This is a genomic window from Micromonospora sp. PTRAS2, assembly GCF_054052245.1.
Genome location: NZ_JBSWBU010000010.1, coordinates 20788 through 39160, shown reverse-complemented (window position 1 = coordinate 39160; position 18373 = coordinate 20788). Strand labels below are relative to the sequence as shown.

Here is an 18373-nt window from a genome sequence, read left to right as displayed (position 1 = left end):
AGTATCATTCACCCCCTTTCTGGACGTATCCCCTCACGAATTCTTCTGCGTTCTCCTCCAGGACGGAGTCGATCTCGTCGAGCAGGTCGTCGACGTCCTCGGTGATCTCGGCGTGCCGCTCGGCGACCTCCGGGTTCGCCTCGGTGGTGACGTCCTCGATCTCCTCGCCCTGCCGGGCCTTGCCCGACTGCGACTGCCCGCCGCTGTCACGAGTGGCCATTGCTGCCTCCTCCACGATCGTCTCCGATGAACTTACCTCGCGGAGGCGACGAAAAGCCCGCCGCGCGCCGGCTTGGCGCGGGGCGGGCTTTCGGGCCCACGCAGGGTCAGCCGCCGGTCAGCGTCTCCAGCAGGTCCTTCGCGCTGACGCACCGGTCGAACAGGGCGCCGACGTGCTTGCGGGTGCCCCGCTCCGGCTCCATCATCGGCACCCGCACCAGCGACTCCCGGCCCACGTCGAAGATCACCGAGTCCCAGCTCGCGGCGACCACCTCGGAGGCGTACTGGGCCAGGCAGCGGCCCCGGAAGTAGGCACGGGTGTCCTCCGGCGGCTCGGTCATCGCCGTGCGGGTCTGCTCGTCGGTCAGCAGCGTCTTCATCGACCCGCGCTGCACGAGCCGGTGGTAGAGGCCCTTCTCCGGCCGCACGTCGGAGTACTGGAGGTCGACCAGTTGGAGCTTGTGCGAGCCCCAGCCGAGCTTCTCCCGCTCCCGGTAGCCCTCCAGCAGCCGCAGCTTCGCCACCCAGTCCAGCTCGTCGGCGCACTCGAACGCGTCGCGGCCGAGCCGGTCGAGCACGCTCTCCCAGCGGTCGAGCACGTCGGCGGTCTGCTCGTCGACGTCGGTGCCGTACCGGTCGTCCACGAAGGAGCTGACCCGCTCGAAGTAGGCCCACTGCACGTCCAGGGCGGTCAGCCGACGCCCGTCGCGCAGCCGCATCAGGTGCTTCAGCGACGGGTCGTGGCTGACGGCGCGCAGCTCGCTCACCGGGTCGGCGATGCCCAGGTCCGGCCCGAGGGCCTTCTGCTCGATCATGGTGAGGATCAGGGCGGTGGTGCCGACCTTGAGGTACGTGGAGATCTCCGACAGGTTGGCGTCGCCGATGATGACGTGCAGCCGGCGGTACTTGTCGGCGTCGGCGTGCGGCTCGTCGCGGGTGTTGATGATGGGCCGCTTGAGCGTCGTCTCCAGGCCGACCTCGACCTCGAAGAAGTCGGCGCGCTGGGAGATCTGGAAGCCGCTGGCGCCGCCGTCCTGGCCGATGCCGACGCGGCCGGCGCCGCAGACGATCTGCCGGGTGACGAAGAACGGCGTCAGGTAGGCGACGATGTCGGCGAACGGCGTCTGCCGGCGCATCAGGTAGTTCTCGTGGGCGCCGTAGCTGGCGCCCTTGTTGTCGGTGTTGTTCTTGTAGAGGTGGATGGGCTGGGTGCCCGGGATGGTGGCGGCCCGGCGGGCGGCCTCGGCCATCACCCGTTCGCCGGCCTTGTCCCACCGGACCACGTCGAGGGGGTTGGTGACCTCGGGGGTGGAGTATTCGGGGTGGGCGTGGTCGACGTAGAGACGGGCGCCGTTGGTGAGTATGACGTTGGCCAGCCCGAGGTCCTCGTCGGCGAGGGCCTCGGCGGGGTCGTACGCGGCGCCGGAGTAGGTGAAGCCGCGGGCGTCGCGCAGCGGCGACTCCTCTTCGTAGTCCCAGCGGGCCCGGCCGCCCCGGTTGAGTTCGGGGCGTGCCCCGTAGGCGTTGACCACCTGGGAGGAGGTGACCATCGGGTTGGCCCCCGCCTGGCCGGGCACGGAGATGCCGTACTCGACCTCGGTGCCCATGATCCGTCTTACGCTCATCAACCTACCCGCTTCGCTCGCCGACCCGGTCCCCCGTCACGTCGAGCGTAGTCCGCGTCGCGCGGTGCGGGGGCGCGGCGGGCGGCCACGTCGGGGCGGGTGTCGTGCCGGTGCGGGGACGCGACGGGGCCCGCGACGTCGCTGTCGCGGGCCCCGGTCGTGTCGTCGGGGGTGGTTACAGGTATTGGCCGGTGTTGCTGGCGGTCTCGATCGACCGGCCGGCCTCGGTGCCCTTGCCGCCGGAGACGAGCGTGCGGATGTAGACGATCCGTTCGCCCTTCTTGCCGGAGATGCGGGCCCAGTCGTCGGGGTTGGTGGTGTTGGGGAGGTCCTCGTTCTCGCGGAACTCGTCGACGCAGGCGTCGAGGAGGTGCTGCAGGCGCAGGCCCTTGCGTCCGGAGGTGAGGAATTCCTTGATCGCCATCTTCTTGCCCCGGTCGACGATGTTCTGGATCATCGCGCCGGAGTTGAAGTCCTTGAAGTAGAGGACTTCCTTGTCGCCGTTGGCGTAGGTGACCTCGAGGAAGCGGTTCTCCTCGGTTTCGGAGTACATCCGCAGCACGACCGCGTCGATCATGGCGGCGACGGTGGCCTGGGCGTCGCCTCCGTGTTCGGCCAGGTCGTCCGGGTGCAGCGGCAGCCCGGAGAGGATGTACTTGGAGAAGATGTCCTTGGCCGCCTCGGCGTCCGGCCGCTCGATCTTAATCTTCACGTCGAGCCGGCCGGGGCGCAGGATAGCCGGGTCGATCATGTCCTCCCGGTTGGAGGCGCCGATGACGATGACGTTCTCCAGCCCCTCCACGCCGTCGATCTCGCTGAGCAGCTGGGGGACGATCGTGTTCTCCACGTCGGAGGAGACGCCGGAGCCGCGGGTGCGGAAGATGGAGTCCATCTCGTCGAAGAACACGATCACCGGCGTGCCCTCGCCGGCCTTCTCCCGGGCGCGCTGGAAGATCAACCGGATGTGCCGCTCGGTCTCGCCGACGTACTTGTTGAGCAGCTCGGGGCCCTTGATGTTGAGGAAGAAGCTGGTGTGCCTCTCCTTGCCCAGCCGCTCGGCGATCTTCTTGGCCAGCGAGTTCGCCACCGCCTTGGCGATGAGCGTCTTGCCGCAGCCGGGCGGGCCGTAGAGCAGGATGCCCTTGGGCGGGCGGAGCTGGTGCTCACGGAACAGGTCCGCGTGCAGGAAGGGCAGCTCCACCGCGTCGCGGATCTGCTCGATCTGCGACTGGAGGCCACCGATGTCGGTGTAGTCGACGTCGGGCACCTCCTCCAGGACCAGCTCCTCGACCTCGCTCTTCGGGATCCGCTCGTACGCGTACGCCGAGCGGGGCTCGATCATGAGCGAGTCGCCGGCCCGGATCGGCGAGCCGATCAGGGTCTCGGCGAGGTGCACGATGCGCTCCTCGTCGGAGTGCGAGACCACCAGCGCCCGGTCGCCCGGAGCGCCCTCGGGACCCGCGAGGATCTCCTTGAGCATCACCACCTCGCCGACCCGCTCGAAACCGAACGCGTCGACGATGTTGAGCGCGTCGTTGAGCAGGACCTCCTGGCCACGTCGCAGCTCCGCGACGTCCAGCGAGGGTGAGACGGCCACCCGGAGCTTGCGCCCACCGGTGAACACGTCCACCGTGCCGTCCTCGTGCGCTGCCAGGAAGACACCGTAGCCACTCGGCGGTTGCGCGAGGCGGTCGATCTCCTCCTTGAGCGTCACGATCTGCGCTCGGGCCTCCTTGAGAGTGCTCACGAGCCGTTCGTTGTTCTCGGTCAGCCGCGCCAACTGTGCCTGGGTGGCCGCCAGCCGCTCTTCGAGCTGCCGGACGTGTCGGGGGCTTTCGGTCAACTTGCGCCGCACCAGAGCGAGTTCCTCTTGAAGGAACGCGACCTGCGTGGAGAGATCGTGGGCCTCCTTCTCCCACCGTGCGGCGCGCGAGTCCGCGTCGTCGCTGCGTGCCACGTCCCACCTCCCCGGGGGGCTTGAACGTTCTGCCCTAACACTAGCCGCTATGAGGCCGATTCGGTCCCACGCAACGCCCTCGTCACTGAACCTTGATCGCCAAGGGTGGCCACGGGGGCAGGTCGGGGCGTTCGGGTACCGTCGTGTCGTGGGACGGGAGAACATGGGGGTACGCCGGTGAGCGAGGTCGCGACCGACCAGTTGCAGGTCTGGGTGGACCAGGATCTGTGCACGGGCGACGGCCTGTGCGTGCAGTACGCGCCGGAGGTCTTCGAGTTCGACGTCGACGGGCTGGCCTACGTCAAGGGTGCCGACGGCGAGTTGCAGCTCGCCCCGGGCAGCCGGGTGGGGGTGCCCGAGCACCTGCGCCTTGAGGTGATCGACTCGGCGAAGGAGTGCCCGGGCGAGTGCATCCACGTGGTGCGGGGCGACGGCGTCGAGGTCGCCGGCCCGGACGCCGAGGACGACTGAGCCCGGACGCCGCGGACGACTGAGCGTCGACCGGGCACCCGCCGGGTCGCCCCGGGCGGGGCGACCCGGGCGGCGTCGCCCGGCGGGCCGGGCTCAGAGCAGCGGCCGGCCCACCACGGCGGCGACCGTCCGGGCGAACTCCTCCAGCCGGGCGATCTGCCCCGCCCCGCCGTCGTCGAGGGTCTTGCCGAAGCGCAGTGCGTCGTGCCGGGGCACCCCGCCGATCTCGTCGCCGGGCGGTGCCTCGTCGAGCGAGGTGAGCAGCAGGTAGACGTCGATGCTGTCGACCCGGATCCGGCCGTCGTCGGTGCGGGTGAGCCGCCGCCGGCAGCCGACCTCGGTGACGGTGGAGACCGGCACCACCCGCAGCGACGAGGTCATCGAGCCGGGCGGCCCCTCCCCCGGCGGCACGTCCTCGCCGTGCCAGAGCACGAGGCGGCTGCCGTCGCAGACCACGACCTCCTGCCACACGCCGTTGACCTCGTTGACGAACCGTTCGAGGGTGAAGCCGAGCACGGACGCGCCGCGCAGCACCCCGCCCAGGGCCTCCAGGGCGACGTCCGGGTCCCGCAGGTAGGCCCGCGCCGCCGATTCGAGATCCGGGTAGGGCGACCAGTCGGGGAAGACCGCCGGCACGTCCTGACCGCCGAAGCCCGGCTGGCTCATCCGGCCACCCCACGCTCCTCCGCCGTGTCGGGCAGCGCCCCGGCGGCCTGGGCGGCGGCGGCCTGGCGGGCCTCGGCGGCCGCGCGCAGCGCCTGCTTGCGTTCCGCGTACGCCTCGGCGCCCTTGCTGGGTTTGCGCCGCCGCGGCGGGGCGGTGACGCCGGGGGCGAGGCGGCGGGCGGAGACGAGGAACGCGGTGTGCGCGATCATCCGGTGGTCGGGGCGCACGGCGAGCCCTTCGGCGTGCCAGTCGCGCACCAGGGACTCCCAGGCGCGCGGCTCGGTCCAGCCGCCGCGCTCGCGCAGCGCTTCCACCAGCTCCGACAGCTGGGGGGTGGTGGCGACGTAGCCGATGAACACCCCGCCGGGCACGAGGGCCCGCTCGACCATGTCGAGGGCCTCCCAGGGGGTGAGCATGTCCAGGATGATCCGGTCGAAGCCGGTCTCCGCGCAGTCGGCGACGTCGCCGACGTGCAGCCGCCACGCCGGGTGCGGGCCGTGGAAGAACGCCTCGACGTTGCGGCGGGCGATCTGGGCGAAGTCGTCGCGCAGTTCGTAGGAGTGCAGTTCGCCGGTGGTGCCGACGGCCCGCAGCAGGGAGCAGCTCAGCGCGCCGGAGCCGGCGCCGGCCTCGAGGACCTTCGCGCCGGGGAAGATGTCGCCCATGGCGACGATCTGCGCCGAGTCCTTCGGGTAGATCACCTGGGCGCCGCGCGGCATGGACAGGACGTAGTCCGACAGCAGGGGGCGCAGCGCGAGGAACGCGGTGCCGCCGCCGGAGGTGGTGACCACGCTGCCGTCGGGCAGCCCGATGAGCGCGTCGTGGGCGAGGATCCCGCGGTGGGTGTGGAACTCCTTGCCGGGCTCCAGGGTGACCGTGTGCATCCGCCCCTTCGGGTCGGTCAGCTGCACCCGGTCGCCGGGGCGGAAGGGGCCCCTGGCGTGGCGGAGGCCCGGCGCGGCGCTGCCGTGGGCCGCCGGCACGGGCGGCGACGCCGGGGTGTCGGCGGACGCCGGCGCGTCGGGGTCGGCCGGGAGGGTGGGGGGATGTGCGGTCACGTGTTCATCTTCCGTTTGGGTTCCAGGAGCTGCGCCAGGTCCGCGATGTGCAGAACGCCGACGACATCTTCGCCTGCCGTCACGACGTACTGTGCGCCCGGGTGGGTCCGCACGGCCTCCATGACCCGTTCCCCGTCGAGGCCGGCCGGCAGGACGGGCAGGCCGGCGAGGGCGCGGGCGACGGCGTCGACGGCGATCCAGGGCCGGCGGGCCGGCGGCACGGCGTCGGCGGCGACGGGGTCGACGAGCGCGACGGGCCGGCCGGCGCCGTCGGTGACGGCGAGCGCGGCGTCGGGGCGGTCGCCCTCGGCGCGGCGGCGCTGCGCCTCGGCCAGCGGGGTGCCGGTGGGTACGGCGAGGACGGGGCGGGCCAGTCGGCGCAGGTCGATCAGCGGGAAGCGGCGGCTGATCCGGGCCAGCCGGATGGACTGGCCCGCCCCGCGCCACAGGGTGACCGCGACGAGCAGCATCAGCGGCAGGGCGAGGGGCGCCAGCAGCCGGTTGACGGTCAGCACGAGCGTCGCCGCGACGGTGCCGACGGCGACGACCCGGCCGACCCAGCCGGCGACCTCGGTGCCGGTGTGCCGGTCGCGGGTGACCGCCCACACGGCGGCCCGCAGGGCGCGGCCGCCGTCGAGCGGCAGTCCGGGCAGCAGGTTGAACAGCGCGACGATGACGTTGCTGACCGCGAGCTGGAAGGCGAGCTGGTTGGTCAGGGTGCCGTCGGGCAGCGCCAACGTGGCGGCGACGGCGGCGGCGCCGAGCACCGCGGAGACGGCCGGGCCGGCCAGCGAGACCAGCAGGTCGACGCGAGGGCTGGGGGCATCGCGGTCCATCTCCGTGTATCCGCCGAGCAGTTCCAGGGTGATGCCCCGCACGCCGATGCCGTAGCGGCGGGCGGTGAGGGCGTGGCCGAGTTCGTGCAGCAGCACGGAGCCGAGCAGCGACACGACGAACCCGACGCCGATCAGGTACGCGCCGAGCTGGGACAGGTCGAGCTGGCGGCGGGCGAACTCGGCGTAGGTCACGGTGACCAGCAGGGCCAGCAGCAGCATCGACCCGTTGAGGTGCAGCGGCACGCCGAGGATCCGGCCGACGGTGAGGCCGGGGCGGGTGGGACGGCGCGGCGGTCGGTCGGTCTGCGGCGGCTCCATCGCCCCGATGCTACGGACCCGACGCCGACGGGCACCTGCCGGAGCGGCGCGGTGGGCTTGTCGGACCGGTGGCCTAACCTTCCGGGCATGACGGCGGAACCGGTGATCGACCAGCAGCAGGCGCGGGCCACGGCGGAGGTGCCGGCGACGGTCCGGGCGTCGCTGTCGCCGTCGCGGGCGGCCGACTTCAAGACGTGTCCGCTGCTCTACCGGTTCCGCAGCATCGACCGGCTGCCCGAGCGGCCGAGCGTGGAGCAGGCCCGGGGCACGCTGGTGCACGCGGTGCTGGAGCGGCTGTTCGACCTGCCGGCGGCCGGGCGCACCCCGGAGGCGGCCGGTGACCTGGTGGCCCCGCAGTGGGACCGGCTGGTCACCGAGCAGCCGGAGCTGGCGGCCCTGTTCGACGCCGCCGATCCCGACGGCACGGCGGAGTTCCTGCGGTCGGCGTCCGGGCTGCTGGGGGGCTACTTCGCGGTGGAGGACCCGCGCCGGTTGGAGCCGGCCGAGCGGGAGGCGTTGATCTCGGCGGTGGTCGACGACGAGCTGCTGATCCGGGGCTATCTCGACCGTCTGGACGTGGCCCCCGACGGGGCGCTGCGGGTGGTCGACTACAAGACCGGCGGCGCGCCCCGGGAGGCGTTCGAGGCGCGGGCGTTGTTCCAGCTGAAGTTCTACGCGCTGGTGCTGTGGCGCACCCGCGGGGTGGTGCCGCGGGTGTTGCGGCTGCTCTACCTCAAGGACGCGGAGGTCTGCGACTACGCCCCCGACGCGGAGGAGCTGGCGCGGTTCGAGCGCACCGTGGTGGCGTTGTGGCAGGCGATCGAGGCGGCGACGGCCCGGCAGGATTTCCGGCCCCGGCCGAGCCGGCTGTGCGACTGGTGCAACCACCGGGCGCTGTGCCCGAGTTTCGGCGGGACCCCGCCGCCGTTCCCGGCGGCGGCCGCCTCGGCGGATCCGCTGGTCGACGCCCGGTCGCGGCCCAGCCCGCCCGGCGCGGACGAGTGAGGCTCCTCCCTGAGGAGGAGACCGGGTTCACCGTCGGCGACGATCGATCCCGCGTGGCGGCGGCTAGCGTTCCCCTATGACCGCAGGGTTGAGGGCGTGGCTGCGCCGCCACCGGCTGGCCGCCGACGCGCTGCTCGCCGTCGCCGTGGTGCTGGTGGACGCCCTCTTCGTCCTGCTCACCCCGGTCGACTTCCGGCCCGGCCCGCTGCCTGCGGCGCTGGGCTGGAGCGTGCTGTGTGCCGCCCCGGTGGCGCTGCGCCGGGCGGCGCCGTGGCCGGCGGTGGCCGCCGCCGTGGCGACCCTGGCGGTGCCGGTGTTGTTCGGGCACGCCCCGAACACGCAGAGCCTCACCTTCGTCGCGTTGACGTACACGATGGCAGCGCACCACCGGGCGCACCCGGCGGCGCTGGCCGCCGTGGCGCTGTGGGTGCCGGTGGCGGCGGTCAACGTCCTCGACCCGATCGCCGACACGGTCTTCGAGGTGGGTCCGGCCTACCTGGTGCTCAACAACCTGCTCGTCGCCGTGGTGGCGTACGCGGTGGGCCGGGCGGTGCACGCCCGCCGCGCCTCCACCGAGGCGCTGCGGGAGCGGGCCCGGGTGGCCGAGCAGAACCAGCGGTCCCTGGCCGAGCAGGCGGTGGCCGACGAGCGGCGGCGCATCGCCCGGGAGCTGCACGACGTGGTGGCCCACCACGTGAGCGTGATGGGGGTCCTCGCCACCGGGGCGCGGCGGGTGCTGCGCCGCGACCCGGACGCCGCCGACGAGGCGATCGCCACGATCGAGGACACCGGCCGGGCGACGCTGCGGGAGCTGCGCCGGCTGTTGGACGTGCTGCGCACCGACGCGGAGCCGGCGGCCGACCTGGCCCCGCAGCCGGGGCTGGCGGGCATCGAGCCGCTGGTGGAGCAGGTGCGCGAGGCGGGGCTGCCGGTGACGTTGCGGGTCGAGGGCGAGCCGGGGTCGTTGGAGGAGGGGGTGGCGTTGACGGTCTACCGGATCGTGCAGGAGGCCCTGACCAACGCCCTCAAGCACGCCGGGGAGGCGACGGCGGTGGTGCGGTTGACGTTCGGCGCGGCGTACCTGGCGGTGGAGGTCACCGACACCGGTCGGGGGCCGGCGCCGGGCGCGGTCCGGGTCGGGCACGGGCTGGTGGGCATGCGGGAGCGGGTGGGTCTCTACGGCGGGACGCTGCGCACCGGGGCCCGGCCCGGCGGCGGCTACCGGGTGTACGCGAGGATTCCGGTGGAGCAGCTCGGGGCGGTGCCGGTGTGACCGGGCCGCGTCACGACCAGCCGGCCGGGCCGGCGCGACGGGGGGACCCCAGATGACCGAAGAGGGCGCGACGCCGCCGCGGCCGGTGCGGATCCTGCTCGCCGACGACCAGCCGCTGCTGCGCACCGGGTTCCGGATGGTGTTGGGCTCCGAGGAGGGGCTGGACATCGTGGCCGAGGCCGGCGACGGCGTGGAGGCGGTGGACCTGTCCCGCCGGCTGCTGCCGGACGTGGTGCTGATGGACATCCGGATGCCCCGGATGGACGGGGTGGCCGCGACCCGGGCCATCGTCGATGCCCGGCTGCCGGTGCGGGTGCTGATCCTGACGACGTTCGACCTCGACGAGTACGTGGTGGGGGCGCTGCGCGCCGGGGCCAGTGGTTTCCTGGCCAAGGACGTGCCGGCGGAGGACCTGGTGACCGCGATCCGCACGGTCGCCGCCGGGGAGGCGGTGGTCGCCCCGCGGATCCTCAAGCGGCTGCTGGACCGCTTCGCCGACTCGCTGCCCGATCCGGCGGCGACGCCGCCGCGGGCGCTCAGCACGCTCACCGAGCGCGAGCGGGAGGTGCTGGTGCAGGTGGCGCGGGGGCTGTCCAACGCGGAGATCGCCCGGGAGTTGACGGTCAGCGAGACGACGGTGAAGACCCACGTCGGGCACGTGCTGACGAAGTTGGGGCTGCGTGACCGGGTGCAGGCCGTGGTGCTCGCGTACGAGTCGGGTCTGGTGCGGCCCCGGGGGTAGCCGTTGACCTGGTGAGGCGGGGGCGTAGCGGTCAGGGGCAACCCTGAGCCGGAATCGGGGCCCACCCGCAGCGGGAAATCCGCCGTGGGTCCGCCCGAAGTCGGAGGGTTCGGCGCCGCGGGGGCCTGAGGATGGGCACATGCCCGCACCGGGCCAGCGGGGGCCGGTGCGGCCCACCCGACGGAAGAGGTAGATGACGTGACCGCGACGACAGGCCGCCAGGCGCAGGCCGCGGCCCGCGCAAGCGACGTGTGGAAGGTGTACGGCAGCGGCGAGGCGCAGGTCGTCGCGCTGCGGGGGGTGAGCGCCGAGTTCGAGCGGGGCAGGTTCACCGCGATCATGGGCCCGTCGGGGTCGGGCAAGTCGACGCTGATGCACTGCCTGGCGGGCCTGGACTCGGTGACCCGGGGCACGGTGGCGATCGGCGACACGACGGTGACGGGGCTCGGCGACGCGGGGCTGACGAAGCTGCGCCGCGACAAGGTGGGCTTCATCTTCCAGCAGTTCAACCTGCTGCCGACGCTGACGGCGAAGGAGAACATCCTGCTGCCGTTGTCGATCGCCGGGCGCAAGCCGGATCCGGCCTGGTACGACGTGGTGATCGCGACGGTGGGGTTGCGCGACCGGCTCGACCACCGCCCGGCGCAGCTCTCCGGCGGTCAGCAGCAGCGGGTGGCGTGCGCGCGGGCGCTGGTCGCCCGCCCCGAGGTGATCTTCGCCGACGAGCCGACGGGCAACCTGGACTCCCGCTCCGGCGCGGAGGTGCTGAGCTTCCTGCGCAACTCGGTGCGCGAGCACGGCCAGACGATCGTCATGGTGACCCACGACCCGACGGCCGCCGCGTACGCCGACCGGGTGGTGTTCCTCGCCGACGGGGAGATCGTGTCGGAGCTGATCGAGCCGACGGCCGACACGGTGCTGGACACGATGAAGAAGCTGGACGTCCCCGCCGCGACCGAGGTGGGCAACTGATGTTCCGGGCGACCATGAAGAGCCTGTTGGCGCGCAAGGTGCGCCTGGTCCTGTCCGGCCTGGCGGTGGTGCTCGGCGTCATGTTCGTCTCCGGGGCGTTCGTGCTCACCGACACCCTCGGCCGGTCCTTCGACGCGGTGTTCGCCGACGCGTTCGCGGGCGTCGACGTCAACGTGGCCGCGAAGCCGAAGCTGGAGGTGGGCGAGGGCGAGGGCGAGCAGGTGTCCACGCCGTTCGCCGCGGACGTGGTGGACCGGGTGCGGGCGGTGCCGGGGGTGGCGTCGGCCACGGGTCGGGTCAACGCCGACGGGGCCCGGCTGATCGGCAGCAACGGCAAGGTGGTCACCTCGTTCGGTCCGCCGCAGCTCGGCGTGAACTGGGCGGGCGAGAGCGACCTGGTGCGGCTGCGCGAGGGGCGCGGCCCGCAGGCCGACGACGAGATCGCGGTCAACGCGGCGCTGGCGAAGGCAGCGAAGGTGAAGGTGGGTGACCGGGTCGGCGCGATGACCGCGTTCGAGTCGAAGCGGCGCGAGTTCACCCTGGTGGGGGTCTTCGGCTACAGCAGCGGCCGGGACACCATCGGCGGCGCGAACGAGGTCGCGTTCACCACGCCCGCCGCCCAGCGGCTGATGCTCGGCAAGCCCGGCACGTTCAACAACGTCACCGTGCGGGTCGCCGACGGGGTGCGCGCCGAGACGGTGCGCGACGACGTGGCCCGCACGCTGGGCGCCGGCTTTGACGTGAAGACCGGCGAGGAGCTCTCCGCCGCCTCGTCGGCCAGCCTCAAGGAGGGGCTGTCGTTCTTCAACAAGGTGCTGCTCGGCTTCGCCGCGGTGGCGCTGCTGGTGGGCACGTTCCTGATCCTCAACACGTTCTCGATCATCGTGGCGCAGCGGACCCGGGAGTTGGCGCTGATGCGGGCCATCGGCGCGAGCGGGCGGCAGATCATCGGTTCGGTGGTGCTGGAGGCCCTCGCGGTCGGCCTGATCGCCTCGGTCCTCGGGCTGGGCGCGGGCGTCGGGGTGGGCGCGCTGCTGGCCTGGGCGTTCGGCCGGTTCGCCGGCGGGCTGGAGCTGGCCGGGATCGGCGTTCCGCCGCAGGCGGTGGTCGGCGCGTTCACCGTCGGCATGCTGATCACGGTCGTCGCGGCGCTGCTGCCGGCGCTGCGGGCGGCGCGCATCCCGCCGATCGCGGCGATGCAGGACGTGGCCACCCCGGACCGGCCGCTGACGAAGGTCACGGTGTCCGGGGCGGTGGTCACCGCCCTCGGCGGCGGGCTGCTGGCCGTCGGCCTGACCGGCAACGCGGGCGGGGCCACGCTGACGGTGATCCTGGCCGGGGTGCTGTTCACGTTCATCGGGGTGGCGCTGCTGACCCCGCTGATCAGCCGCCCGGTGGTGTCGCTGCTCGGGGCGTTGTTCGCCTGGTCGGTGCCGGGCAGGCTGGGCCGGCTCAACTCGGGGCGCAACCCGCGCCGCACGGCGATCACCGCCGCCGCGCTGATGGTCGGCATCGCCCTGGTGACCGGGGTGACGGTGATCCTGGACTCGGCGAAGTCGAGCATCTCCGCCTCGGCGGAGCGCACCGTCGACGCGCAGTTGGTGATCTCCGGGGAGCAGACGGGGCCCCGGCCGCCCACGTTCGACGCGTCGGTGGTGGACAAGGCCGCCGCGCTGCCGGGGGTGGACGCGGTGCTGGGCGTCTACAACGACAACGCGATCGTCGACGGCGACCGGACGTACGTGGTGGCGCTGACCGACCTGGCCGCGATGGCCCGCATCTACGGCACCGTGCCGCAGTCGGGCACGGCCGCCACCCTCAAGCCGGACCAGGTGGCGCTGAGCGTGTCCGGGGCGAAGGAGCTGGGCAAGTCGGTCGGTGACCGGCTGACCGCGCAGTTCGCCCGGGGCGAGGGGCCGCACACGTACACGGTGGCGGCGGTGCTGCCCGACGAGCAGTCCATCGGGTCGATCATCCTGCCCGGGCAGGCGGGGCCGGAGTTCACCAACCCGGAGCCGTTCACGGCGCTGGTGCGGCTGACCCCGGGCACGCCGGTGTCGCAGGTGCAGCCGCAGCTCGACGCGCTGGTGGCCGACAACCCGGAGGTGTCGGTGGCCGACCGGGCCAGCTACATCGAGCAGCAGACCAGCGGTTTCGACACCCTGCTCACGATGATCCAGATCCTGTTGGCGCTGGCCATCGTGATCGCGGTGCTGGGCATCATCAACACCCTGGCGCTGTCGGTGCTGGAACGCACCCGGGAGCTGGGGCTGCTGCGGGCGATCGGGCTGCGCCGGGCGCAGACCATGCGGATGATCACCGTGGAGGCCGTGGTGATCTCCGTGTTCGGCGCGCTGCTCGGCGTCGCCGTCGGCACCGGCCTCGGCGCGGCGGTGGTCCGCGCGCTGAAGGACGAGGGGATCACCGACCTGGTGCTGCCGTGGTCGCAGATGGGGATCTTCCTCGGCCTGGCCGCGGTGATCGGGGTCGTCGCGGCGGCGCTGCCGGCGGTCCGCGCCGCCCGGATCAACGTCCTGGGCGCGATCGCCCACGACTGACGTGCAAGGAAGGGCCCCCTGTTAACGCATTCTGCATAGCAGGGGGCCCTTCTTAACGCCGGGCGCCGGGCGGGCGCCCACGGCGGGCGCCGGGCCGGGTGCCCACAGCGGGCGCCGGGCCGGGCGCCCACCGCGGCGGGCGGGCGGCCGGGCCCGCCGGGGCTACGACGGGATCGGCTGCCCCGGCGGGCTCGTCCGGGCCCGGCTCCGGGCAGCCGGGACCAGTCCCACCGTGAGGGCCAGCGCCACCAGCAGCGCGCTGACCCACAGCGGGGACCGGTAGCCCAGGCCCGCGCCGATCGCGGCGCCGCCCAGCAGGGGACCGACGGCCGCGCCCACGTTGAGGGCGGCGGTGGCGAAGGAGCCACCCAGCGACGGCGCGTCGGCGGCACGGTAGAGCACCAGCGTGATCAGCGTGGCCCCGACGGCGAACGACAGCGCCCCCTGCACGAGGACGAGCAGCAACGCCACCGGGGCGATCGCGGCGGTCGCCGCGAACAGCAGCCAGCCGGCGAGCAGGGCCAGGCCGCCGGGCACCAGGATGCGCATCGGCCGGGTGTCCGACAGCCGGCCGGCGACGGTGACTCCGACGAAGGATCCCAGGCCGAAGACCGCGAACAGCGCCGGCACCCACGCCCTGCCGTACCCGCTGACCTCGGTGGCCAGCGGGGCCAGGTAGGTGAAGGTGCAGAAGGTCGCGCCGTTGACCAGCGCGGCCAGGGCCAGGGTCACGGCCAGTCGGGGACGGCGCAGCGCGCGCAGTTCCCGCCGCGCGTCGGGCAGGGGGGCGCCCGGGGGCGTGGGCGGCACGGAGCGCAGGATCGCGACGGCGGCGGGCACCGAGACGGCGGCCACCGCCCAGAACGCCGTACGCCAGCCCCACAGGTTTCCGAGCACGGCGCCGGCGGGCACCCCCGCGACGCAGGCGAGGGTGACGCCACCGAGCAGCACGGAGGCGGCCCGGCCCTTGGCGTGTGGCCCGGCCAGGCCGACCGCCGTGGCGAGCCCCACGGCCAGGAACCCGGCGTTGGCCACGGCACCGACGACGCGGGTGGCCAACAGGACACCGAAGCTGCCGGTGACCGCCCCGACGACGTGGGCGGCGATGAAGGCGGTCAGGAAGACCAGCAGCGCCCATCGTCTGGGCCAGCGCAGGCTGAGCACGGCCATCAACGGCGCCCCGATGATCATTCCGGCGGCAAAGGTCGAGGTGAGCGTGCCGGCTGCCGGGACGGAGACCCGCAGGTCGGCGGCGATGTCCGGGATCAGGCCGGCCAGCATGAACTCGGAGGTTCCCTGGGCGAAGACGGCGAGCCCGAGGATGTAGATCACAATTGGCATGACGACTCCACAACCGCGTCGTGGGTGGATGGCGGGGCGGGGACGCGGCGGGCCACGGCGCGGCGGATCGGTCCAGCCGGGAACCCGGGCACCGCCGCGCGAGGCGACCGGGAGCCACGGCAGCACGGGCCCGATCAGGTCAGGGCGGCGGCTACGGCATCCCGGGCAACAGCGGCGGCGTGGGTGACGGCACGGCGACGAGGCGCGCTGGCTCAGCCTGGGCCGAGCTTCACCGCGCCCTTGTCGGGGCCAGCCACCGCGCAGCGGTGGCTAGCGTCTGGATGCCTCGGGGCCGGACACGCAGCGGAGCCTAGTTGCCACGCGGAGCACCGTCAACGGAGATCGACGCAGGCGCGGGGAGGCCGGCGGTCAGGCGGGCGGCTCGCCGAGCAGAGCGGCGAGCAGTTCCAGGTCCGCGCCGGTCAGGCTGTCGAGCTGGTGTACGCCGTCGGTCGGCGTGATCGGCACCTCCGCCGGCACCGCCAGCACGGCCGCGCCGGCGGCGAGGGCGCTGGCCACCCCGGGCGGGGAGTCCTCGATCGCCACGCACCGGGCGATCGGCACGCCGAGCAGCCGGGCGGCCGTCAGGTACGGCTCCGGGTGCGGCTTCGCCGCGTCCACCTCGTCGCCGCAGACCACCACGTCGAAGCTGTCCCGGCCCAGGGTGTCCAGCGCCACCTCCACGAGCGGGCGGCCGCTGGAGGTGACCAGGGCGGTGGGGATGCCCGCCGCGCGGACCGCGCGCAGCAGCGCCAGCGCGCCGGGCCGCCAGCGCAGCCCGGTGCGGAACAGCTCCAGGATCCGGGCGTCGATCCACGCCGCGCTGACCTGCGGGTCGCGGTGCGGCTGGCCGAGGTCGTCGTGCAGGATCCGCATCGCGTCGGCCATGCTGTTGCCGATGAGCGCCTTGCGGCCGGCGTCGGAGAGGGTGGCGCCGTATTCGGCGGCGAGCTCGCGCAGCGCGACGTCCCACAGTTTCTCGCTGTCGACCAGGGTGCCGTCCATGTCGAAGAGCACGGCGGCGGGGTGGTGGCTGCTCAGGGGGTCCTCCAGGCGTCGCGGGGTCGACCCGATCCTCGCAGCCGGCCCGCCCCGGCCGGGACCCGGTCCCCGCCCCTGTCCACGCCCGGCGGTCCCGCCGCCGCCCGGCGGCCGGCCCGCCGGGTGCGCCGTCAGCCCAGGTTGCAGGCCGCGAGGCCCTGTTCGTACCCGCGGAAGAAGTGGTCGGTGCGTTGCTCGGCGGTGCCGTGCGCCCCCTCGGCGAACCACGGCTGGTCGGGGTCGTCGCCGACGGCGAGCAGCCCCTCCCGGAACTCGTCGAGGTCGCCGTCCTCCAGTCGCAGGTGACCGGCCTCGATCGAGCCGCCGATGTACGCCCCGGCCATGCAGTCGGCCTGCAGCTCCTGCTGAATGGTGAACTGGGCGCGGATGCCGAGGCGCACCTGGATGCCGTGGGCGTACTCGTGGCCGAGCAGGTAGTAGAGGAACGCGTCGCCGACCTGCCGGAACGCCGCCACGGACCAGCGGACGTCGTAGGCGATGAAGTCGCCCGCCGAGCAGTACACGGCGTTGTTGCGGGGCAGGGCCTGCCCGGCGCAGGAGACCTCGCCCTCCCGCTGGTAGGGCACGACCCGCCGCACCGGCTGGAACCGCCGGCCCGACGCCCGGAACTGCGCGGTCCAGTAGATCTCGGCCTTGTCCACCGCGACGGCCATGTCCTCCTGGAACTCGGCCACGCTGGTGGTGCCGTCGGCGCGGGTCTGCTCCCCCTGCGGCGAGCTGGGCTGGCGGGTCGACCGGGGCAGGGGTTGCTGCGGCGCGCCTTCGTTCACCCCGCCGACCACGCAGCCGCTGGCCAGCACCAACGCGGCCAGCAGCCCGGCCAGCGGGCCGCCGGGCCGACGTCCCGACCGTGCCGTCACAGTGCCTCCCCGGCTCGTCCGACCGGTCCACTACCCCGGCTCCCTGTCGATCATGCCCGGCCGGCGACACGGTGACCATCCCCGATCGCGGTCGACCGGCCCGCACCCGTGGGCCGCACGCGTGGGCCGGGCCGGCGCGCGGCCCTCAGGGGTGGCGGCGAGGGATCAGGGGCTGGCGGCGAGGAAGACGAACGCGGCCAGCAGGACCAGGTGCACGCCGCCCTGCAGCAGGGTGGCCCGGCCCGGCACCACGGTCAGCACGCCGGTGACGACGGTCAGCGCCAGCAGGGTCAGCTGGGTGCCGCCGAGCCCGAGCAGCAGCGGCCCGTCGAGCCAGATGGAGGCGATCGCGATGGCGGGGATGGTCAGGCCGATGCTGGCCATGGCCGAGCCGAGGGCCAGGTTGAGGCTGATCTGCACCCGGTCGCGGCGCGCGGCGCGGGCGGCGGCGAGGGTCTCGGGCAGCAGCACCAGCAGCGCGATCACCACACCGACGAAGGCCTGCGGCAGGTTCGCCGCCGACACCCCGGCCTCGATCGCCGGGGACACCATCTTCGCCAGGCCCACCACGGCGATCAGCGCCACCAGCAGCATGATCAGGCTGGCCAGGGCGGCGCCGGCCGAGGGCGGGTCGGCGTGCCCGTCCCCGTCGGCGTCGGCGACGGTCCCGTCGGAGGTGACCGGCAGGAAGTAGTCGCGGTGCCGGCCGGTCTGCACGAGCACGAACAGCCCGTACAGGGCGAGCGAGGCCACGGCGGCGAAGACGAGCTGCGGGGTGGAGAACTCGGGGCCGGGCCGGCTGGTGGTGAAGGTCGGCACGACCAGGCTGAGGGTGGCCAGGGTGGCCACGGTGGCCAGGGCACCGCCGGTGCCCTCGGGGTTGAACACCGCCACCCGGCGGCGCAGCGCCCCGAGCAGCAGCGACAGGCCGAGGATGCCGTTGCAGGTGATCATGACGGCGGCGAAGACCGTGTCCCGGGCCAGCGACACCGTCTTGTCCCCGCCGCTGATCATCAGGGTGACGATCAGGGCCACCTCGATCACCGTGACCGCGACGGCGAGGACCAGCGAGCCGAACGGCTCCCCCACCTTGTGGGCGACCACCTCCGCGTGGTGCACGGCGGCGAGCACCGCCCCGGCGAGGAACGTCGCGACCACCCCCACGACCAGCGGGGGCAGTTCCCTGCCCCAGGTCAGAGCCAGGATCACCACGGCCAGCACGGGCACGGTGAGGGTCCAGTCGGTGACGCGGGAGCGCAGGACGGCGAGCATGGGGTCAACCCTGCCAGAAATCGCGATCATCGCCCACAGTTCGGGACGCGGCCCGGCCCCGTGCCGCGCCGCCTGCGACTGGGCCGTTTCGGTCACCGTGGATACCCGGCAATGATGCCCGGCAATGCGGGAATGCCC

Annotated in this window: 16 protein-coding genes; 6 read left to right on the top strand and 10 right to left on the bottom strand. The window is 73.5% G+C overall.

Features of this window, described 5'->3' with window-relative positions; all coding sequences use genetic code 11:
• Nucleotides 1-4: 4 nt before the first annotated feature.
• The 3 genes from ACVMYR_RS25615 to arc all read right to left on the bottom strand — a co-directional run bounded on the left by ACVMYR_RS25615 (nt 5) and on the right by arc (nt 3801).
• Nucleotides 5-220, bottom strand: coding sequence for a ubiquitin-like protein Pup (locus ACVMYR_RS25615; protein WP_036375672.1), 216 nt, complete (start codon nt 218-220; stop codon nt 5-7).
• 106 nt (nt 221-326) lie between these two features.
• Nucleotides 327-1844, bottom strand: coding sequence for a depupylase/deamidase Dop (dop, locus tag ACVMYR_RS25610; RefSeq protein WP_077939988.1), 1518 nt, complete (start codon nt 1842-1844; stop codon nt 327-329).
• 175 nt (nt 1845-2019) lie between these two features.
• Nucleotides 2020-3801, bottom strand: coding sequence for a proteasome ATPase (gene arc, locus ACVMYR_RS25605; protein WP_043968817.1), 1782 nt, complete (start codon nt 3799-3801; stop codon nt 2020-2022).
• A gap of 177 nt (nt 3802-3978) precedes the next feature.
• Between arc and ACVMYR_RS25600 the strand changes: the two genes are divergently transcribed.
• Entirely contained in the window at nt 3979-4272 is a 294-nt protein-coding gene (locus ACVMYR_RS25600; RefSeq protein ID WP_043968816.1) for a ferredoxin, read from the top strand.
• A gap of 93 nt (nt 4273-4365) precedes the next feature.
• Here the strand turns inward: ACVMYR_RS25600 and ACVMYR_RS25595 are convergent, their stop codons facing one another.
• The 3 genes from ACVMYR_RS25595 to ACVMYR_RS25585 are packed head-to-tail and all read right to left on the bottom strand — an operon-like array spanning nt 4366 to nt 7084.
• Complete coding sequence (locus ACVMYR_RS25595; RefSeq protein WP_043968814.1) at nt 4366-4938, bottom strand: hypothetical protein; 573 nt, start codon at nt 4936-4938, stop codon at nt 4366-4368.
• A complete protein-coding gene (locus ACVMYR_RS25590) occupies nt 4935-5996 on the bottom strand; it encodes a tRNA (adenine-N1)-methyltransferase (protein WP_431894710.1) in 1062 nt (353 codons plus the stop codon). Before ACVMYR_RS25590 ends, ACVMYR_RS25595 begins: the two co-directional genes overlap by 4 nt.
• Nucleotides 5993-7084 (bottom strand): M50 family metallopeptidase, encoded by a 1092-nt coding sequence (locus ACVMYR_RS25585; protein ID WP_396788640.1) that lies wholly within the window; start codon nt 7082-7084, stop codon nt 5993-5995. Before ACVMYR_RS25585 ends, ACVMYR_RS25590 begins: the two co-directional genes overlap by 4 nt.
• A 153-nt stretch (nt 7085-7237) precedes the next feature.
• Between ACVMYR_RS25585 and ACVMYR_RS25580 the strand changes: the two genes are divergently transcribed.
• The 5 genes from ACVMYR_RS25580 to ACVMYR_RS25560 all read left to right on the top strand — a co-directional run bounded on the left by ACVMYR_RS25580 (nt 7238) and on the right by ACVMYR_RS25560 (nt 13700).
• On the top strand, nt 7238-8155 hold the full coding sequence (locus tag ACVMYR_RS25580) for a RecB family exonuclease (RefSeq protein ID WP_077939986.1): 918 nt from the start codon (nt 7238-7240) through the stop codon (nt 8153-8155).
• Nucleotides 8156-8231: 76 nt separating this feature from the next.
• Nucleotides 8232-9428 carry a sensor histidine kinase gene (locus tag ACVMYR_RS25575; RefSeq protein WP_077939985.1) on the top strand — a complete coding sequence of 399 codons (1197 nt, stop codon included), beginning with the start codon at nt 8232-8234 and terminating at the stop codon, nt 9426-9428.
• 52 nt (nt 9429-9480) lie between these two features.
• Complete coding sequence (locus ACVMYR_RS25570; RefSeq protein WP_077939984.1) at nt 9481-10170, top strand: response regulator; 690 nt, start codon at nt 9481-9483, stop codon at nt 10168-10170.
• Nucleotides 10171-10368: 198 nt separating this feature from the next.
• Entirely contained in the window at nt 10369-11142 is a 774-nt protein-coding gene (locus ACVMYR_RS25565) for an ABC transporter ATP-binding protein (RefSeq protein ID WP_077939983.1), read from the top strand.
• Entirely contained in the window at nt 11142-13700 is a 2559-nt protein-coding gene (locus ACVMYR_RS25560; RefSeq protein WP_457122968.1) for an ABC transporter permease, read from the top strand. The genes ACVMYR_RS25565 and ACVMYR_RS25560 overlap by 1 nt, the downstream gene beginning before the upstream one ends.
• 162 nt (nt 13701-13862) lie before the next feature.
• Here ACVMYR_RS25560 and ACVMYR_RS25555 read toward each other — a convergent pair whose 3' ends face one another.
• The 4 genes from ACVMYR_RS25555 to ACVMYR_RS25540 form a co-directional block, all read right to left on the bottom strand.
• A complete protein-coding gene (locus ACVMYR_RS25555) occupies nt 13863-15041 on the bottom strand; it encodes a Cmx/CmrA family chloramphenicol efflux MFS transporter (RefSeq protein WP_457122967.1) in 1179 nt (392 codons plus the stop codon).
• 369 nt (nt 15042-15410) lie between these two features.
• Complete coding sequence (locus tag ACVMYR_RS25550; protein ID WP_457122966.1) at nt 15411-16058, bottom strand: HAD family hydrolase; 648 nt, start codon at nt 16056-16058, stop codon at nt 15411-15413.
• 155 nt (nt 16059-16213) lie between these two features.
• Complete coding sequence (locus ACVMYR_RS25545) at nt 16214-16963, bottom strand: neutral zinc metallopeptidase (protein WP_043968802.1); 750 nt, start codon at nt 16961-16963, stop codon at nt 16214-16216.
• 165 nt (nt 16964-17128) lie between these two features.
• Complete coding sequence (locus tag ACVMYR_RS25540) at nt 17129-18235, bottom strand: calcium:proton antiporter (RefSeq protein ID WP_077939978.1); 1107 nt, start codon at nt 18233-18235, stop codon at nt 17129-17131.
• Nucleotides 18236-18373: the final 138 nt, after the last annotated feature.